This window comes from Pseudoduganella sp. S-14 (assembly GCF_049913285.1).
Lineage (GTDB): Bacteria > Pseudomonadota > Gammaproteobacteria > Burkholderiales > Burkholderiaceae_D > Rugamonas.
The window spans coordinates 2,047,406-2,065,903 of record NZ_CP183991.1 but is presented as its reverse complement, the minus strand read 5'-3'; the positions used below and the strand labels follow the sequence as shown (position 1 = coordinate 2,065,903).

20 protein-coding genes are annotated in these 18,498 nt (G+C 62.3%); 17 read left to right on the top strand and 3 right to left on the bottom strand.

The genetic code is table 11. The features are described 5' to 3' along the window. Positions 1-5 precede the first annotated feature (5 nt). Positions 6-482 (bottom strand): hypothetical protein, encoded by a 477-nt coding sequence (locus ACN9MZ_RS09440; RefSeq protein WP_426342884.1) that lies wholly within the window; start codon positions 480-482, stop codon positions 6-8. 3 nt (positions 483-485) lie between these two features. Further along, positions 486-671: a hypothetical protein gene (locus tag ACN9MZ_RS09435; RefSeq protein WP_057261510.1), complete on the bottom strand. Its 186-nt coding sequence runs from the start codon at positions 669-671 to the stop codon at positions 486-488. 193 nt (positions 672-864) lie between these two features. On the opposite strand from ACN9MZ_RS09435, the gene ACN9MZ_RS09430 reads away from it, so the two are divergent. The 17 genes from ACN9MZ_RS09430 to ACN9MZ_RS09350 all read left to right on the top strand — a co-directional run bounded on the left by ACN9MZ_RS09430 (position 865) and on the right by ACN9MZ_RS09350 (position 17,632). Next, the gene (locus tag ACN9MZ_RS09430) at positions 865-2,229 is read left to right on the top strand and encodes a GIN domain-containing protein (protein ID WP_426341899.1); all 1,365 of its coding nucleotides are present in this window, start codon (positions 865-867) and stop codon (positions 2,227-2,229) included. A 283-nt stretch (positions 2,230-2,512) separates the two neighbouring features. Then, positions 2,513-3,382 (top strand): BadF/BadG/BcrA/BcrD ATPase family protein, encoded by an 870-nt coding sequence (locus tag ACN9MZ_RS09425; RefSeq protein ID WP_426341898.1) that lies wholly within the window; start codon positions 2,513-2,515, stop codon positions 3,380-3,382. A gap of 60 nt (positions 3,383-3,442) precedes the next feature. After that, a complete protein-coding gene (locus ACN9MZ_RS09420; protein WP_426342883.1) occupies positions 3,443-4,120 on the top strand; it encodes a GntR family transcriptional regulator in 678 nt (225 codons plus the stop codon). After that, positions 4,117-5,229, top strand: coding sequence for an N-acetylglucosamine-6-phosphate deacetylase (gene nagA, locus ACN9MZ_RS09415; RefSeq protein ID WP_426341897.1), 1,113 nt, complete (start codon positions 4,117-4,119; stop codon positions 5,227-5,229). The genes ACN9MZ_RS09420 and nagA overlap by 4 nt, the downstream gene beginning before the upstream one ends. Next, positions 5,219-6,232, top strand: coding sequence for an SIS domain-containing protein (locus ACN9MZ_RS09410; RefSeq protein ID WP_426341896.1), 1,014 nt, complete (start codon positions 5,219-5,221; stop codon positions 6,230-6,232). The genes nagA and ACN9MZ_RS09410 overlap by 11 nt, the downstream gene beginning before the upstream one ends. A 19-nt stretch (positions 6,233-6,251) precedes the next feature. Next, complete coding sequence (locus ACN9MZ_RS09405; protein ID WP_426341895.1) at positions 6,252-7,535, top strand: ABC transporter substrate-binding protein; 1,284 nt, start codon at positions 6,252-6,254, stop codon at positions 7,533-7,535. Next, entirely contained in the window at positions 7,532-8,371 is an 840-nt protein-coding gene (locus ACN9MZ_RS09400; protein WP_426341894.1) for a carbohydrate ABC transporter permease, read from the top strand. Before ACN9MZ_RS09405 ends, ACN9MZ_RS09400 begins: the two co-directional genes overlap by 4 nt. Further along, a complete protein-coding gene (locus ACN9MZ_RS09395) occupies positions 8,368-9,171 on the top strand; it encodes a carbohydrate ABC transporter permease (protein WP_426341893.1) in 804 nt (267 codons plus the stop codon). Before ACN9MZ_RS09400 ends, ACN9MZ_RS09395 begins: the two co-directional genes overlap by 4 nt. Continuing rightward, on the top strand, positions 9,168-10,655 hold the full coding sequence (locus ACN9MZ_RS09390) for a glycoside hydrolase family 3 N-terminal domain-containing protein (RefSeq protein WP_426341892.1): 1,488 nt from the start codon (positions 9,168-9,170) through the stop codon (positions 10,653-10,655). Before ACN9MZ_RS09395 ends, ACN9MZ_RS09390 begins: the two co-directional genes overlap by 4 nt. A 16-nt stretch (positions 10,656-10,671) precedes the next feature. Continuing rightward, entirely contained in the window at positions 10,672-11,961 is a 1,290-nt protein-coding gene (locus ACN9MZ_RS09385) for an MFS transporter (protein WP_426341891.1), read from the top strand. Positions 11,962-11,964: 3 nt separating this feature from the next. Next, positions 11,965-13,062 (top strand): ABC transporter ATP-binding protein, encoded by a 1,098-nt coding sequence (locus ACN9MZ_RS09380; protein ID WP_426341890.1) that lies wholly within the window; start codon positions 11,965-11,967, stop codon positions 13,060-13,062. A gap of 95 nt (positions 13,063-13,157) precedes the next feature. Further along, on the top strand, positions 13,158-14,450 hold the full coding sequence (locus tag ACN9MZ_RS09375; RefSeq protein WP_426341889.1) for a tetratricopeptide repeat protein: 1,293 nt from the start codon (positions 13,158-13,160) through the stop codon (positions 14,448-14,450). A gap of 164 nt (positions 14,451-14,614) precedes the next feature. Next, entirely contained in the window at positions 14,615-15,790 is a 1,176-nt protein-coding gene (locus tag ACN9MZ_RS09370) for a PoNe immunity protein domain-containing protein (RefSeq protein WP_426341888.1), read from the top strand. A 95-nt stretch (positions 15,791-15,885) separates the two neighbouring features. Next, entirely contained in the window at positions 15,886-16,308 is a 423-nt protein-coding gene (locus tag ACN9MZ_RS09365) for a PoNe immunity protein domain-containing protein (protein ID WP_426341887.1), read from the top strand. A 13-nt stretch (positions 16,309-16,321) separates the two neighbouring features. Beyond that, positions 16,322-16,444 carry a hypothetical protein gene (locus ACN9MZ_RS09360; RefSeq protein WP_426341886.1) on the top strand — a complete coding sequence of 41 codons (123 nt, stop codon included), beginning with the start codon at positions 16,322-16,324 and terminating at the stop codon, positions 16,442-16,444. Next, positions 16,420-16,599 (top strand): hypothetical protein, encoded by a 180-nt coding sequence (locus ACN9MZ_RS09355; protein ID WP_426341885.1) that lies wholly within the window; start codon positions 16,420-16,422, stop codon positions 16,597-16,599. Before ACN9MZ_RS09360 ends, ACN9MZ_RS09355 begins: the two co-directional genes overlap by 25 nt. A 76-nt stretch (positions 16,600-16,675) precedes the next feature. Further along, positions 16,676-17,632, top strand: coding sequence for a hypothetical protein (locus ACN9MZ_RS09350; protein ID WP_426341884.1), 957 nt, complete (start codon positions 16,676-16,678; stop codon positions 17,630-17,632). Positions 17,633-17,658: 26 nt separating this feature from the next. On the opposite strand, the gene ACN9MZ_RS09345 is transcribed toward ACN9MZ_RS09350, so the two are convergent. Continuing rightward, positions 17,659-18,441 carry a hypothetical protein gene (locus tag ACN9MZ_RS09345; protein WP_426341883.1) on the bottom strand — a complete coding sequence of 261 codons (783 nt, stop codon included), beginning with the start codon at positions 18,439-18,441 and terminating at the stop codon, positions 17,659-17,661. Between the last annotated feature and the right edge of the window lie 57 nt (positions 18,442-18,498).

The following is an 18,498-nucleotide window of genomic DNA, read 5'->3' as shown; positions in this document are numbered from 1 at the left end:
GGCGCTTAGCGCAGCGCGGGCGGCAGTTGCTTGAATTTGGCGCAGTATATCTTGGAGCGCGTGTTGAAATAGACGATCCGGCTGCCTGGCTTGGACTCCCGCACCGGGTAGCGCGAAGTGTCAATTTTCGCATAGGCCTGGCCGTCCTGGCGGAGGATGGCCTTTTCGAGTTCCTCCGGCGTGGTGTCGGTCACGGCGCCGACAAAGCTGTAGGGGAAGCTCTCGTCGCTGATCATCACTTCCAGCACGGGATAGCCCCACAGGATGGCGTCATTGGTACGGAACCAATAGGCCCCGCCCTCGCGTTTGTAAGGCCGCCCGAAATACTGGCTGAGGTAATCGAAATAATAACGGTTGGAGGTCTGGTCGCGGCACAGCAGGCCATTGCCAAGCACGTCGCCGAAGTGGGAAGGCGGCGCTGCCTGCGTTGCCAGGCTGGCGGCCAGCAAGCCTGCCGCCGGGAGGAAGCGCAATCGACGCATCACTTACAACTTCTGGAACCAGGCGCGGTTGGCGCTGATCTTGGCCTTGGCCGAGGGAGGCAACGCTTCATAGCAGCCAGGGTATTGCTTCAGGGAACCCTCGCGGACTTCCTTTTGCAAACCATTGATCAGGAACACGTATACCGTTCCACCCTGGTCGGTCTTTTTGGTTCCCAAGTACTTGATCATAAGTGTCTCTCCTGACGAGCATTATGACATTTCAAGGCGAAATCACAACTTTTTGCCCGATGCCGTGTGCATTTCAGTATCGGAAAAATGCAGTTGGCTCCTCGTTTTTGCGCGTCTGTCTTTTTCCGGCCCGGCGTCGGCGCCGCTTCGCCTATCGTTGCAGCATCACCAATCCTGAACAGTGACAAGCAAAATGAATAAGCTGATCACCTACGGCGCCGCTGTCTCCCTGATCGCGCTGGGCGTTACAGCCCTGCACGCGAGTCCTCCGGACGGCGCAAAGAAGGCCGATATCACCCCGACCCGCGAAAACCGCCCGGTGACGGCTTTCTCGCGCATTGAAGTGGACGGCCCCTACAAGGTGCTGATCAACGCCCAGGGCGAACCTGCGGTGGAAGTCAGCGGACCGAAACGCCAGGTCGAACAGCTGGAAACCGTGGTCCAGGGCGATACGCTGCACGTGCGGCCTTTGCGCCGCAACCATTGGGTGTTCAGCTTCGGCAAGCAGCGCGAACCTGTCATCGTGAAAATCGGCGCCAAGGGTCTGAAAGCCCTGAGCAACAGCGGCAGCGGCGACGTGGAACTGGAACGCGTGGACAGCACTGAACTGAAGCTGATCTCCACCGGTCCGGGCGACTTCAGCGCCTCCGGCAGCGCCACCGAATTGACCGTCAAGGCCAGCGGCAGCGGCGACATGCACCTGCACCGCATGCGTGCCACCAACCTCAACCTGGTCATGACCGGTCCTGGCGACGTCAGTGCGCCGGCCATTAGCGGTGACCTGAATGCGGTGCTGTCCGGCTCCGGTGACCTGGAAGCGGGCGATGTGCGCGCCAATAAAGTGAATGCTGCGATGAGCGGCCCCGGCTCGGTCGAGCTGCGCGGCAGCAGCCGCGACCTTCGCGTCGAGATTTCCGGCTCGGGCGACCTGGAAGCGTGCAGCATGCAGGTTGAGAACGTCAGCGCCATGCTGAATGGCCCGGGCAGCGCCTGCCTGAGCGGCCAGATCAGGAAGTTCGACGCCGAAGTGCACGGTTCCGGCGACCTGGAAGCACGCGGCCTGCAAACCCAGAATACGCGCGTCAGCCTGAGCGGCCCTGGCGGCATGAACCTGTCCGGCAGCAGCGAGACCCTGAGCGCGGACGTCAGCGGCTCCGGCGACCTCGATGCCAAGCAGCTCAGGGTAGCCAAGGCGATCGCGCGCAGCAAGGGGCCTGGCAATATCTACCTGAGCAAGGTAAGCGATTCGCTCGATGCCGATGTGCGCGGCTCGGGTGACCTGAAGGCCGAACCGGAGTGCAAGGACGTAAAAGTCACGATGAGCGGCCCTGGCGGCGTACAGCTGCGCGGCTGGACTGGCACACTCAACGCGCAGCTCACCGGCTCCGGCAGCCTCGATGCACGCGACATGCTGGCCAAGCAGGCCGAAGTCAATGTACGCGGTCCAGGCAACGCCACGGTCAATGTGGAAGGCAAGGTCGCAGCCCAGGGCCAGCAATTGATTTCCGACAAACAGCGTGTGCTGACAGTCGACCGTCGTGGCGCCCACGCCGAATGATTGACGAAATCGCTGCTGACGCCTGAGGCGCCGGCAGCGATTAGCTTTTCTCCCAAGCCCGGCCAGCGTGCCGGGCTTTTTTTCGTCCATATTGCAACTTTAGCACCACAGTCCATACCAAAGTGCATACCATTAACGCCAGCACAATTCCAGTTACAAATCAAACACTTGCGATTGAAAATCCGAGTTTAGCCGCAGACCTAAACAATACCAGTTAAATACCTGTTGACAAGCTGGTGTGCTCCTCATATAGTCGCCACAGTTCTTTTCATCCCTTGAAAAAATGATCGAATTCCTGATAGGCGTCGATGGCGGCGGCAGCGGCACACGGGTGCGCCTGGCGCGGGCCGACGGGCAGTTGCTGGGCGAAGGCCAGGCCGGTCCATCTGCCCTGCTGCACGGCATTAAGAATGCATGGGCTGCCGTTGAGGAAGCCATGGGGCGCGCCTTCGAAGCGGCCGGCGTGACGCAACCGGCGCGCGAGCACATTGCGATCGGGCTGGGGCTGGCCGGCGTGCACAACAAGCAGTGGGCCGCCAATTTCGTGGCAGCCAATCCCGGCTTTGCCGCGGTAGCGCTGGAAACCGATGCGTTTACCACGGTGCTCGGTGCACACGAAGGCCAGCCGGGCGCCATCATCGCCCTCGGCACCGGCAGCGTGGGCGAAATCCTGCATGCCGATGGGGCGCGCCATGAAGTGGGCGGCTGGGGCTTCCCGTCCGGCGACGAAGCCGGCGGGGCATGGATCGGCATGAAGGCGATCAACCACGTGCAGCAAGTGGTCGACGGCCGGGTGCCGGGCAGCGCCTTCTCGCAGGCGGTGGCCGAGGCCTGCGGCGGCAGCCGTGACCGCATCCAGGTCTGGCTGGCAAATGCCAACCAGACCGCCTTCGCGCAACTGGCTCGTATCGTGCTGCAATTTGCGGAAAGCGATGCGACCGCGCGCGGCATCTTGTCCGAAGCAGGCCAGCAAGTGGCGCTGATCGCGCATGGCCTGGACCCGAGCGGCACCTTGCCGATTGCACTGTGCGGCGGGCTCGGTGAGCCGCTGCGCGCTTTCCTGCCGCCTGCCCTGCTGCAGCGGATTGTTCCACCCAGGGGCGATTCGGCCGCGGGTGGCCTGCGCCTGATCCAACAACATTTGAAGGAGTAGCCCGTGCTATCCCAGTTGAGCGATTTCCGGCCTGACGCCGACAGCGACACCCCTCTGTACATGCAGTTGGCAAACAAGCTGTCCGATGGCATAGCAAGTGGCGACTGGCGCGCCAACGAGGCACTGCCGTCCGAACGCGTGCTGTCGGAAATACTCAATATCTCGCGGGTGACCGCGCGCAAGGCGATCGACATGCTGTGCGCGCGCGGCATGCTGACGCGCCGCCGCGGTTCGGGGACCTACATCACGCCCAAGCTGGAGCAACCGCTGTCGCGCCTGACCAGCTTTTCGGAAGAGTTGCGCCAGCGCGGCTTTACCGCCGGTTCGCGCTGGCTGCAGCGCGAGATCGGCGTGGCGGCGCCGCTGGAACTGCTGTCGCTCGGCCTGTCGCCCAACATGCCCGTGGCGCGCCTGAAGCGCCTGCGCACGGCCGATGACGTGGTGATGGCAATCGAGACCTCGACCATTCCGGCCATGTACATGCCCGATCCCGGCACGGTGCACGGCTCGCTGTACGGCTATCTGGAGGCCTGCGGCAATGTGCCGATGCGCGCGCTGCAGCATATCCGCGCCATCAATGCCAATGCCGAGCAGGCGCGCCTGGCCAATATCGCCCCCGGCACCGCCATGCTGCACATTACGCGCGTGAGCTACCTGGAAAGCGGCGCGGCGGTAGAACTTACCCACTCCTACTGCCGGAGTGACTATTATGAATTTGTAGCGGAGTCGCGTCGATGAACCAGGCAATCAAAGGCAATATCCTGACACCGTCCGGCTGGCTGAACGGAACGATTTCCTTCGGCGAGCGGATCGAGGACGTCGCGGGCAGCAGCACCGACCCGGCAGCGAACGGCGACGACTATATCCTGCCCGGCTTTATCGACCTGCACGTGCACGGCGGCGCCGGCAAGGACGTCATGGAAGGAGGCGATGCCGTGCACGCCATTGCGGCAATCCACGCACGCCACGGCACAACTTCCATGCTGGCCACGACCATGACGGCCCCGCCGGAAGACATCGACGTGGCGCTGGCCGCCATCGGCAAGGCCGTGCGCCAGCGCGGCAAGGGGGAAGCGCGCGTGCTGGGGGCCCACCTGGAAGGGCCTTATATCAATAGCGGCAAGCTCGGGGCGCAGCCAAATTTTGCGCGCGCCGCGACCATTGAAGAAGTCCATCGGTTGGAAACGCTGGCGCCGATGCGCGTAATCACCGTGGCGCCGGAAATCTCCGGCCACCTGGAACTGGTGCGCGACCTGGCAAATCACGGCGTGCGCGTCCAGATCGGCCATACGCTGGGCTCCTACGAGGAAGGCGTGGCGGCGCTGGACCACGGCGCCACCGGCTTCACCCATTTGTTCAACGCGATGAGCGGCCTGCACCACCGCGAGCCCGGCATGGTCGGCGCCGCGCTGGCGCACGCCGAATTCGCCGAACTGATTCCCGATCTCCTGCACGTGCATCCGGGCGCGATCAAGGGCGCGCTGCGCGCCATCCCGCGCCTGTATTGCGTGACCGATTCCACGGCCGCCACCGGCATGCCGGACGGCGAGTACATGCTGGGCCGCCACATCGTGCATAAATGCATGGGCGGCGTGCGCCTGCCGGACGGCACCCTGGCCGGCTCCACGCTGACGCTGGACCAGGCCTTGCGCAACCTGGTCGGTCTGGGCCTGGACCTGGCCGACGCCTCCAAACGAGTTTCCACCCATGCAGCCGACTATCTCGGCCTGCAGGACCGCGGCCGCCTGGCACGCGGCGCGTATGCCGACCTGGTCGTGATGGACCGGGACTTGAAACTGAAAGCCGTTTATATCGAAGGAGAACGTAGTGACCTCAATGATGCTTAAAGAAGCCCTGTCTGCCGCCGACTGCGTGGAACAGCAGTTGGCGAACGACACCGACCGCTACGCGGAACTGGGCCGCAAACTGAGGAGCACGCCGTTCAACTCCGCGCTGACCGTGGCGCGCGGCAGCTCGGACCATGCCTGCAACTATATCGCTTACCTGATCATGTCACGCCTGGGGCGCGTGGTCGCTTCGCTGCCGATGTCGCTGGTGACGCTGCACAAATCGCCGCTGATCACGCGCGATACGCTGGTGGTGTCGGTCTCGCAATCCGGCCAGAGCCCTGACGTGGTAGAACCAATCCGCTATTTCCGCGACGGCGGCGCGACCACCGTAGCGCTGGTCAACGACGCTGAATCGCCGCTGGCGCACAGCGCCGAATGGGCCATGCCGCTGCGCGCTGGCAAGGAGCAGAGCGTGGCTGCCACCAAGAGCTTCATCACGTCCCTCGTCGCCGGCGCGCGCCTCGTTGCGCACTGGCAGAACGACCCGGAACTGCTGGAAGGCCTGGCGGCCCTGCCGGATGCGCTGCGCGCGGCCTGCAATGTGGACTGGTCGCAGGCAATTGAAGTCCTGGCACCGGCCCGCAACATCATGGTGGTCGGGCGCGGCATCAGCTTCCCGGTCGCCCTGGAAGCTTCGCTGAAATTCAAGGAAACCTCAGCCCTGCAGGCGGAAGCCTTCTCCGGCGCGGAAATCAAGCACGGCCCGATGGCACTGATCGAGGAAGGCTATCCGCTGCTGATCTTCGCAACGCGCGGCCCGACCCAGGCTGGCTTGCTGGCACTGGCGGAAGAAATGCGCGGCCGCGGTGCGCGCGTGCTGCTGGCGGCGCCTGAGGACGTGGCAACGCGCGACCTGACCTTGCCGGTTGCGGCCACGCCGGACCTCGACCCGATCGTTGCGATCCAGGCCTTCTACGTGATGGCGGCCAAGCTGTCCGCAGCGCGCGGCCTGGACCCGGACCGTCCGCGCCACCTGAACAAAGTCACCAAGACCCACTGATTCGCACGCGCGGCCACCAATGAAGAACAGACTCCTGCTTGCTGCATTGATGGCCGTTGCCGGCGCCGCATTAGCGGCGCCGGTACAGCATATCGAGTTCTGGACTTTCAGCATGAAGCCGCGCTTCACGCCCTATTTCGAGGACGTGGTAAAGCGCTATGAGGCCGCCAATCCCGGCGTCAAGCTGGAATGGGTCGACTTCCCCTGGGACATCATCCAGACCAAGCTGGTCACGCGCATCGTGGCCGGCAAGCCGCCGGCGCTGGTCAACCTGAACGTGCCGTGGGCCGAGGAGTTCGCGCGCGACGGGCTGTTGACGCCTGTCGATCCGCTGCTTGGCGCCGATCGCGCACGCTATCTGCAAAGCGCCTTGCGCGATCTTTCCTTTGCGGGCAAGACTTACGGCTTCCCGATGTACAGCAATGTCGCGGTGATCGCCTATAACCGCGAGATCTTCCGCGCTGCCGGCATTGCAAGGCCGCCGCGCGATCTCGATGAACAACTCGCTTTCGCGCGCCAGATCGCGCAGCGTACCGGCAAGGCGGGCCTGTGCCCTGCCCTGTCAAAGGTTGATGGCCTGATGCTGCAGCAAGGCCTGCCGATACTGGCTGGCGGCCGCGCGGTATTCAACTCGCCTGCGCACGTTGCGCTGGTCGGCAAACTGGCCGAGACTTATCGCGCCGGGGGCCTGCTGAAGGATGGCCTGTTTGCGGAAGATAACTTCCCGCCAGCGGTGGAGGCTTATAAAAGTGGACGCCTTGGCATGCTGCTGGCGCCGCCGACCGCGTTGAAGCGCATCCAGGCCGACGCACGCGACGTATATGCGCTGACTGATGTGGCGCCAGCGCCGCTCGGACCGACCGGGATCGCCGACGGCGGCTGGCTGATTCATTTCGGCGTGCCGGCGCGCGTTCCGGCTTCGGACTTGCCCGGCATCGGCCAGTTTGCGCGCTTCCTCACCAGCGATGCGAACCAGTTGGAGTTCGCGCGGCAAGCAAGCGTGTTTCCCGCATCGGCGCACGCTGCCAACGATCCCTTCTTCACTGCCGTGCCGGCCAATGCTGGCGCGGCGGAGAAAGCCGTTGCCGCCGGTGCCGTATCGATGCCCCACTCGCGCACGATGTACGTTGCCGGCATCGAAGACTACGACGAATTGCGGCGCGCGCTCGTAAAAGCGGTCGAAGCCGGCGTCACTGGCCGCGAAGATATCCAGCAAGCGCTCAACGCCGCCGTCGCCATCTGGAACCGCAAGCTTGCGGCATCGAAGTCGGGGTCAGGTCTGGCTGCGAGGGACGGACAATGAGGCGTTCTTTGGCTGCCTGGCTGTTCCTGGCGCCGGCGCTGGTGCTGCTGGCCGTCTTCGCGTTCTGGCCTGTGCTGTTTGGATCGGTACTGGCCTTCACTGACTTCTCGCTGGTGCGGCCTGTGCACTGGGTCGGCTTCGACAACTTCCGCTACATCTTCAATAACGAGATGTTCGTCACCGGCCTGAAAAACTCGCTGGTATTCCTGCTGATTGTCCCCTGCGTGCAGCTGGGGGCGATCGTGCTGGCGGTAATGGTGAACAATCAGCTGCCGGGCATCAAGGTGTTCCGCGCAGCCTATTATGTGCCGGTCGTGACCACGGTTTCGGTAGTGGGCATCATGTGGGGCTTCATGTTCCATGAGCAGGGCGCGCTGAACTACGTCCTCGGCACGCGCATCGGCTGGCTGCAGGACGACACTTTCGCGCTGGCGGCGATCATGTTTGTTACCCTGTGGCGCGGGCTGGGCTGGTATATGGTGATGTACCTGGCCGCGCTGCAGTCGGTGCCGCAGGAAATGCAGGAAGCGGCAATCCTCGACGGCGCCTCGCGCTGGCAGCGCTTCTGGCATATCACGGTACCGATGCTGCGCCCGACTATCATGGTCTGCACCATCCTGTCCGTGCTGGGCGCGCTGAAGGCTTACCAGGAAGTGGACGTGCTGACCCAGGGCGGGCCGATGAATTCCACCTTCACCGCCCTGTACTACGCCTACGACCAGGGCCTGAAGCACCTGAAGCTGCCGCGCGCCCTGGCGGCAAGCTTCATCGTTTCCCTGATCTGCATCGGCATCGCCTTGCTTTGCCTGCGCTACCTGAAGCCAAAGCACCGATGAAAACGACCGCACAATACCTGCTGCTGGCCGCCATCGCGCTGCTGTGCATCTTTCCGTTCTGGTGGACGCTGGTCACGGCGCTGTCCACGGAAGGCAATATCTTCTCCTACCCGCCGACTTTCTGGCCCAAGCAGCCGTCGCTGGAGAACTTCGCCGAGGTATTCCGCGTGATCCCGATCTGGTCCTTCCTGAAAAACTCGATCATGATCACGGCCTGCACCGTGCTGTGGAAACTGGTGCTGTGCTCCATGGCTGCCTACCCGCTGGCGCGCCTGCATTTCCGGGGCAAGAAGCTGGTATTCGGCCTGATCATCGCGACCATGGTGCTGCCGTCCGAAGTCAACTTCCTGGTCAACTTCATCACGGTCACCGAACTGGGAATGGTAGACACCTACTCGGGCGTGATCCTGCCTAACGTGGTGAATGCAGTCGCGATCCTGCTGCTGAAACAGGCCTTCGAGGAAGTGCCGCAAGACCTGGTCGATGCTGCCCGCGTCGACGGCGCCTCGGAGTGGACCATCTTCACGAAAATCATGCTGCCGCTGATCGCCCCGTGGCTGGCGACAGTCGGCATCTTGACCGCCGTCGAAGCATGGAACGAATACATCTGGCCATCGATTGTCATGAGCAAGCCGGACGAATTCCCGCTGTCGGTGGGCGTGCTGTATTTGCGCGGCACCTTCGGCAGCAGCACGCGCGTGATCGCGGCAGGCACCATCATCACCATTGTGCCGACACTGGCGGCATTCCTTTTCACCCAACGTTACTTCATGCGCGGCATGGACGGAGCAGTCAAATGAGCACACAAGAACTACGAAAAATAGCGGGACAACTGATCATGATCCGCTTTCCCGGCACGGTGCTGGACCAGGCGACTGCCGATTTCATCCGCGCCAACGGCATCCGCGGCGTGTGCCTGTTCCGCGGCAACATGACCGACTCCGTGCAGCTGGCCAGGCTCACCGCCGACCTGCGCGAGGCCATGGGGCCGAATTCGCTGATCGCCATCGACCAGGAAGGCGGCGCCGTGGTGCGCTCGACCTGGGTGCCGGCGCCGCCCGCAGCCATGGGGCTGGGCGCGGCCGACGATGCCGACCTGGCCTACCGCACCGGGGCCGCCGTGGCGCGCGCCGCCAAGTCGCTCGGCTTCAACTGGAACTTCGCGCCCGTGCTGGACCTGAATAACAATCCGGACAACCCGGTGATCGCCGAGCGCTCCTTCGGCGCCGAGCCGAAACGCGCGGTGGAGCTGGCCATGGCCTGGATGGCCGGCAGCCATGCCGAAGGCGTGGCCTGCTGCGTCAAGCACTTCCCGGGCCACGGCGACACCCACGTCGATTCGCACCGCGACCTGCCGACCGTCGACAAGGCGCTGCCCGAACTGGACGCGCTGGAGCTGGCGCCCTTCCGTGCCGCCGCCCCTGTGGCGCCGGCCATGATGACGGCCCACATCGTCTACCCTGCCATCGATCCGGATAATCCCGCCACCATGTCGCCCGCCATCCTGGACGGCATACTGCGAAAGCAATGGAACTACAAGGGCATCATCATCACCGATGGCATGGACATGCACGCCATCGCCGGCCGCTACGGCGTGGGCAACGCCGCCGTGCGCGCCTTGCTGGCCGGGGCCGACATGGTGATGGCGCTCGGCACTACCGAAACCCAGGACGAAACCCTGGACGCCATCGCGGCTGCGCTGGCCGATGGTTCCCTGTCGCAGTCTGCTGTCGACGAACGCCTGGCGCGCCTTAACGCGCTGGCGCAGGCCTATCCTTGCCAGCAGCGCTCCTATAAGGAAGATGCCGCAGACCGCGTGATCATGGCCGAAGGCTGGCGTCGCGCATTGACAGCGCGCGGCAACCCGCAACGCCCCGCCCCGGGCAGCAAGCTGCGCCTGGTGGTACGGCAGGATGTGGTCAGCGATGGCGTTTCCGAAGCCGGCGTACCGGCAGCCACCGTGGCCGCTTCGCTGGGCAAGCTGTACGACGTGGACCTGGTCACCTTCGCCGACGCCAACACCTTTGACTGGTCGGCGCTGCCGCAGGATGGCCGCTTCACCGTGCTGGCGTCCACATCGCGCCTGCGCTACGGCGACAACGCCCGCAACAACTGGAAGCCGGACCTGCACCTGGCGTTGTGGAACCCGTACCAGGCGCTGGACATCCAGTCCCCGGCCCTGATGACCTATGGCTTCGCCGCTCCCGCACTGGAAGCCGTCAACGCCTGGCTGTCGGGCGAACTTGAAGCCACCGGCCGCTGCCCGGTTCCCGGCTTTGCTTAAGGATTAAGGAGAGAAGATGGACGCCGCACGCCACAACCCGCTGAAATGGATCCCCACGCTGTACCTGGCGCAGGGCCTGCCCTACTTCGCCATTGCGCTCGTCTTCGGTCAGATGATGAAGAGCATGAACATGTCGAACGCGGAAATCAGCCATTGGCTGGCCTTTCTCGGCGGCGCCTGGATCTTCAAACCCTTGTGGAGTCCCTTTCTTGAACTGGCTTCCAGCAAAAAGCTGGTCGTAGTCAGCCTGCAGCTGTTTGGTGGCGTGTGCCTGGGCCTGGTGGCATTGGCGTTGCAATTCCCATTCTGGCTGAGTGCCAGCGTGGCAGTGCTGTTCCTCGCGTCGATCGCGTCCGCCACGCACGATATTTCGTGCGACGGCCTGTATATCGCCAGCCTGTCAAAGAAGGGGCAGGCACAATACGCTGGTTGGACCGGCACGTTCTTCAACGCCGGCCGCCTCTTGGCGCAAGGCGGCTTGCTTACACTAGCCGGCCATCTGGAAAAGACCCAGGGAGTTACCTCGGCATGGACGGTCATCTTCGGTATTATCGGCCTGACCATGTGCGCTTTAGGCAGCTACAATTTCTGGGCACTGCCAATCAGCCCCAATGCCCGCATGGACGATCACACTGTAGCTGGCGTGGCACGTACGCTGAAGGAAGTGATCCTCGACTACTTCCGCAAGCCCGGCATCTGGGTTTCGATCCTGTTCATCATCCTGTTTCGCGCCGGCGAAGCCCAGGTGCAAACCATTGGCCCGCTGTTCCTGCGCGAGGCGCGCGAAGCCGGCGGCCTTGGCCTGAGCACGGCCGAAGTGGGAGCCGTGTACGGTACCAGCGGCACCATCGCCTTCATTGTCGGTTCCATCGCCGGCGGCTATTTCACTTCCTGGCTCAGCCTGCGCCGCGCGATCCTGTTCCTGATCCTGGCTGTGAACCTGCCCAACCTGGTGTTCTATTACCTGTCGCACGCACTGCCGTCCGAGCTGACGCTGATCGGCATGGCCCTCAGCGTGGAAATGTTCGGCTATGGCTTCGGTTTCGTGGGCGTGATCCTGTACATGATGCAGGTGGTAGCACCGGGCAAATACACCACCGCGCACTACGCCTTCTCAACCGGCGTAATGCAGCTTGGCTTCGTGCTGTTCCGCTGGATCAGCGGCGACATCCAGATGGCGCTGGGCTACAAGAACTTTTTCCTTTGGGTGCTGGTAGCCGCCATTCCTGTCACCATCCTGTCGCAGTTCATCCCGATGGAATCGCGCCAGCAATCCAGCGGCGACGCCGTGCCCGAGGCAGCCTGATTCATGGCATCGGTCTCGCTGCGCAATATCGCCAAGCGCTATGGCGATAATGACCCGGTCATCCAGGCCATTGACCTGGACATCGCGGACGGTGAATTCACCGTGTTTGTCGGTCCGTCCGGTTGCGGCAAGTCGACGCTGCTGCGCATGATCGCCGGACTGGAAGAAATCAGCGCCGGCGAACTGCATATCGGCGGCCGGCTCGCCAACAGCGTGCCGCCAGCCCAGCGCGGGCTGGCGATGGTATTCCAGTCCTATGCGCTGTACCCGCATATGACGGTATATGAAAACATGGCATTCGGCCTGAAGCTGGCCGGCACGCCCGCCGCCGAATTGCGCGCGGCAGTGGAACGCACCGCCGACACGCTGCAAATCGGCCACCTGCTCCATCGCAAGCCGAAGGAACTGTCCGGCGGCCAGCGCCAGCGCGTGGCCATTGGCCGCGCCATCGTGCGCAAGCCGCAGCTGTTCCTGTTCGACGAACCGCTGTCCAACCTGGACGCCGGCCTGCGCGTACAAATGCGGCTGGAAATCGGCCGCCTGCACAAGGAACTGGGCACCACCACCATCTATGTGACGCACGACCAGGTGGAAGCAATGACGCTGGGCCAGCGCATCGTGGTGTTCAACGGCGGCAAGGTTGAACAGGCAGGCACGCCGCAGCAACTGTATAACAGCCCGGCCAACCTGTTCGTGGCCGGCTTCCTCGGCGCGCCGCGCATGAACTTCATCCCGGGCGAAGTGATGGCCATGGGCGCCACGCACGTGGCGGTGCTGCTGCCGGGCGGCGCCATTGTCGAAGTAGCGGCCCTGACTGGCGAGGTTGAGCGCGGCGCCCGCGTCACGCTTGGCGTGCGTCCGGAACACCTGCAATTGCGAGAAGAAGCTTACAATGCGGCCGCTGTCGCGATCAGCCATGTGGAGTATCTTGGCGATCAGTCAATCGCTTATGCGGCCTTGCCCGGCATGGCGGAATCGCTGGCGGTGAAACTGGCACAGGATCATGCGCTGCCGGCACCCGGCGCAGCTGCCACGCTATTCCTGCCGCCGGAGCGCTGCATGCTGTTTGCGGCCGATGGCACGGCTTTCGGCCGGCCATAATAAATCGTTACAATTGGCTACTTCAGAAAACCGGTCCCATGACGAAATTATGGGAGAATAGACGTTTGCCTCAACCACAAGAAGGATCACATACCATGACCCAACACCGTTTCGCACGTATCGGCCTGCTGCTGGCAGCCATCGGCCTGGGCGCCGTCCCGGCGCTGGTCCAGACCGCACACGCGCAAGACAAACAGGCTGCCGCGGCTCCACAAGAGACGGTGCGCAAAGAGATGGTTAAATTCCTGGACAGCAAAATCCTGGCCCCTCTGCTGGATGCTAAAAAGTATGGCGAAGTGAACGCCTTGCTGGACCAGGCAGATGCAATGCCGAACAAGACTCCTTACGAGCAGTATTTCATCAACCGCATGCGCCTGGCCACTGCTCTGGGCATGGGCGACAAGCCAAAACTGATCGAAATGCTGGAGTACGTGCTGGCTTCGGGCCGCCTGGAGAAAGAAGAGAAGGCCAAATTCACGCAGGCGCTGGCGGGCTACTACCAGGAACAGAAGAACTACCCCAAGACCATCGAAAACCTGCAGAAGTACAGCGAACTGTCCGGCGACCCGAAAGTGGCGCGCCAGATCATGGCGATCCGCTTCGAATCGGGCGATTACAAGGGCGTGCAGGCCGACCTGCTGAAGAAGCTGAACGACAGCATCAAGGCTAACCAGCCAATGACCCGCGAAGAGCTGCACATGCTGGCCGACGCCTCGCATCGCCTGAAGGACAAGGCTACCTACCTGACGGCGCTGGAAGGCCTGGTGCGCTGGCATCCACGTGACCGCTACTGGTCGGACATGCTGTACCGCACCCGCGGCAAGGAAAACTACTCCACCCGCTTCTCGGCTGACATCATTCGCCTGCAGAAAGTGGCCACCACCAAGATGGAAGAACAGGACTATGTGGAACTGGCCGAAGTCGACCAGCTCGAAGGCCAGTTCATCGAAGGCAAGGCCGTCCTGGATGCCGGCATCGCCAACGGTGCTGTAACCCAGAACGCCAAGATCAAGAAGCTGAAGGGCGAACTTGACAGGCAAGCCGCGGACGACATGAAGAATATCGCCTCCTCCGAATCTTCGGCCCGCAAGGCCAAGAACGGCACCGGCATGGTCAACCTTGGTTACGCGTTCGTGACCATGGGCCAGTATGACAAGGGTATCCAGCTGATCCAGGACGGTATCGCCAAAGGCGGCCTGAAAAACGCGGAAGATGCCAAGCTGCGCCTGGGCTACTCCTACGCGATGGCCGGCAAGAAGGATGAAGCCATCAAGATCCTGGAAACCGTGCAAGGCGCCGATGGCCGTGCCGACCTGGCGCGCTACTGGATCCTGTGGGTCAACCGTCCATACCCAGCCACTGCTGGCGACGACGAGAAACAAGGCTAAGCAGACGCCTGAGCGTCTATGCAATACAACAAAGCGGGATGGGCTTTCGGGCTCTTCCCGCTTTTTTTCGCCTGCTCCCCCCCGATTCAATTGAATCGCTCTTGCCGTTCACGAAATTCTAGGCTGTAATGGCGGTCCGCATCGTTACAGAAAGAGCAACACCCATGCATGCCCCGCTGTCAGAAAGCGACTTTCACCAGTCCCTGCGCGAACCCTTGCTTAGGTATCACGGCTACGAAGAAAACTTCCATGACCAGCTCGAGACGTTCGAGCATGTGAGGGAACGTCTGCAGCAACCGCCTGAGATGATCTCGGCGATCCCGCTCTATAACCTGATGAACACGACCAAGCGCCTGGCGACTGACGCCACCGCGTTCCTGGTCAACTGCTATAGCGGCGGGCATGACATCGCCCAGCTTCAGGCTTTCTACGACCGTGCGGTCGAACATTGGGAAACCTACGCCCACTACAACCAGGCCTATAACGATAGCAATGATCGCGAGACTCCGTGGCCGCATGTTGCGCTGGCCGGTCCGGAGTACCATCAAGCGCTGACCATGGTTTGCCTTGGCCTCCTGCTTGGCAAGCAGGATATGCTGCATCGCCTGGTGCCGCTGATCGACTACCTCAATGAGAAGCGCGACGCGCTGGTTGAACGCTTGCTCAGTTGCTGCGTCGAAGGACGCGATCCGGCTGTCGGCATCTGCCGCCGCAACCTGCCATACTCGAAAGTTCTCCCCATCTTTGCCGCGCAGCCCGCGGAACGGCCGGCACTGATGGCGCAATATCTCGCAGAATGGTACGAGGCCAGCCGCCGCGAAAACTATTACGACCTGCACAAGTCGGGATACCAGTTCGTCGGCTACTGGTCGTGGGAGGCTGCGGCCATCACCCTGGTGCTGGGCATCGACGAGGCGAGCTATCGCCACCTGCCCTACTACCCGGCGGACATGGTGGCCTTTGCACGCCAGGCCAACGCTGGCAAGATGCCGTCCTACGTCGCTCCCTCTATCGTGGAAGGCTCCGAACTGGCGCCGCCCGCCACGCTCGACGACCTGGCCATGTTCTGGCGGCATAAGAAACTGTCCCCTGCAGATTTCGAGCAGCGGCGCCGCTCCAGCCGCATGCGCTATGACAGCTACGAGGACAACCTGGCGCACTTCACCGACAAGGTCTGTTACGAATGCGCCGACCCGGAGCAGTATGACGGAGCACACCTGCTTGCATGGGAGTCCGTGAATCACCTGCGCAATGGCTACAGCGCCGGCCATGCATTGGAGGACCTCAATACTTTTTTCCGCTGGTTCTCAGCTTTTGGGAAGATTACGCGCGCTTCCTAACGCCATTTACAGCGCAGGAGAACGGCGAGGACGAGGACGGCTACAGGCACTGGCTGGACCTGCAAGATGATGACTACCACACCGGCCTGTCGCTGGTGTGCTTCGCTATCCTGCTGGGCCACCAGGACAAGCTGGCCAGCATCATGCCTATCCTCGACCATGGCAACCGTCGTCGCGACGCGCTGCTGGAGCAGCTGGTCGCGCCTTTCGTGCCTGGCCGCGAAGCGCCGCCAAAAAAATGCACGCGTGGCAGACCCTACTCGCAAGCCCTGCCGATTTTCGCCGCAGTACCCGAAAAGCGGCCCGCCCTGATGGCCGACTACATGCGTGCCTGGTACGACATGAGCGAAGACGAGCCGTATTTCGGCACCAACCGCAAGGGCTTCCAGTTCTTCGGCTACTGGTCGCTGGAAGCCGCAGCCATCAGCTTCGTGCTGGGCATCGACGATACCACCTACCGCCAAGACCACTTCTATCCGCGCGAGCTGATCGACTTCGCCCGCTCGCACATCGCATAACCCGGAGAATCACATGAAAGTTCATTTCCTTGGCGCGCTGCTGCTCGCCATCGGCCTGCCGCTGCACGCGCAGCAATTCATCACCCCGCAACGCGACATCACAGCGATGGCATGTGGGCAGATGAGCGCCGCGTGAACTTCACGGTGCTGGAACTGAAAAAGAATGATGATCTCGAGACGGTGGACGCACCGGCACTGTCCTTCCGAGAGGTTGGCAAGGTCGCCAGCAAGCGCAATTTCTGCGACGTGAACGAAGCAATGACCGCTGAAGCAGCCCGCCTGTTCAAGTAAATGATGCGCTTTACTGCAGCCTTGGTTGGCGTACTCTCAAAATGAACGCTGCAACCTCACTGAAGCATATATCTGCGTGGATGAGCAAATCAGGCCAGCAAACCAATCGAACATGCAACTAAAGACTTCCCTGGCCTTCATCACTTTCGCCTGCTTCGCCAGCACAGGCTTCGCTTACGACTTCGAGAATGCAGTGCCATTGACGGTTGGCGTCCAGCTGGGCGAGACAAGGATCAACGATGTCCGGATTCGCCTGAACGGCCATGAGGTGGAGCTGGCAGTCTCTTTTCACAACGCGACAAAACATCCGCAGTACGCCGGCCTCTATGCCGCGACTCCCTTGTTCGAATACCTTGGCGAAGGCGAAGCGTATGCAGACAAGACCTTCCGCGACCTGAAGGCGTTCCATGACGGCGCCCCAATGCGCGTAATGAGTACTCAACGAGCCTTCTTGCTCGGGCAGGACATCACCCCTGTCCTGCGCAAGGCTGGCCTTGGCCCGATTTACTCGAACGAGATTCATTGGAAAAAGCTCGAGAAGCTCCCGCTGCTACAGGGAGTCCGCATCAACAACTGGCAAAGCCAGGTGACCTTCGGTTGGAGCGCACGGATTGCGCCCGAATCAACTGCCGTTGAAAAGATCACGTATTCGGGATTGCCTCAGTTCGGGATTGAGAGTCTGGACTCCGACAACTTCTCGCAACTGGTTGAACAGCATTGCGGCGATCCCGAAATGCTGAAGGAGCTAGTCCATCAGGCTGCGCCGGAAGAAACGGGTGTGCTGGCGGAAGTCTTTCAATTCCCGCTGCCCTTCCTGAAAATGGAAAACGCGCATGTGACCATCGAGAAAGCAAGGCGCGGATGGCTCGATTCGCGCCCGGTTGCCGTTCTGGCTTGTGGCTATGACGGAGCACTCGGCCTGCCGTCGGAAGGCATGATTCGGTCCGCCAACAATTCCCTCTCAATCCTGATGCTGTCGTTGCTGCCAAGCGCGCACTATGCCGAAGGTCGCGCAATGCCGGCGACGAACTGAAGGGCCGCTCCTTCCAAGCTAGAGCCTCACGCGCCTGTCGCGGCCTTTTCAAGCTTGCTGCGGCTGTAAACGCGACATTCGTTTTTCTTCCAGCGGCCTTCGCAGACACGGATTCGGCAGCGGGCCGCATCCTGCTTGCCCTGCTTCTTGCATTGGTCGAGCGCCTTCGACAAGGACATGCGGGCGTTTGCCGAAGTATCGTACTTGGCGTGGGCCACCAGCGCCGCCAGGAGCTGGACGTCATTCTCCTCTTCCGCGGATGGCTGCGTGGCCTCCTGCTCGGACTCCCTGGCTGGTTTTTCCTTGGCCGGCTTGCGTACTGGCTTTGCCGCAGCGGGCTTGCTTGTGGCCGGTGTACCGCTTTCCAGCATCTGCTTCAGCGATTCCTTTGGCTTGCCGACGACAGGCGGCGGCGATTCATCGATGATGGCTGCAACTTGAGGCGCATTCAAGGCGCCTAGCGGCGAATTGTCTGCTGGCTGTGCGGGCTGCACTGCTGCTGCGCCGGCGGGTACGGCAGCAGGCGCGGTCGCAGCGGCGGAGGCTGGCGCTGTTGCAGGCGCCGCCGCGGCAGCCACTGTTTCGGCAGCCGGTTCACTTCCGCCGAACGACACAAACGCCAGGGCGACGCCGATCAGCAGGACGCTCACGCCGCCGGCAATCCACAAGTGTTTGCGGCGCGGAGCTTCCGCAGGCGGCGGCTCAAAGGCTGCCGGCGAAGCTGGTTGATTCTCTAGAGCATTTTGCTGCTCGGCCGAAAGCAGGCTTGGACGGCCTGCCGGTTTCCGGGTTTCGTTGCTTGATGACAATGGATTACTCCTGGCAAAGGTTATCATTAATATACTTTATCCCAGGAAAAAGGTGCG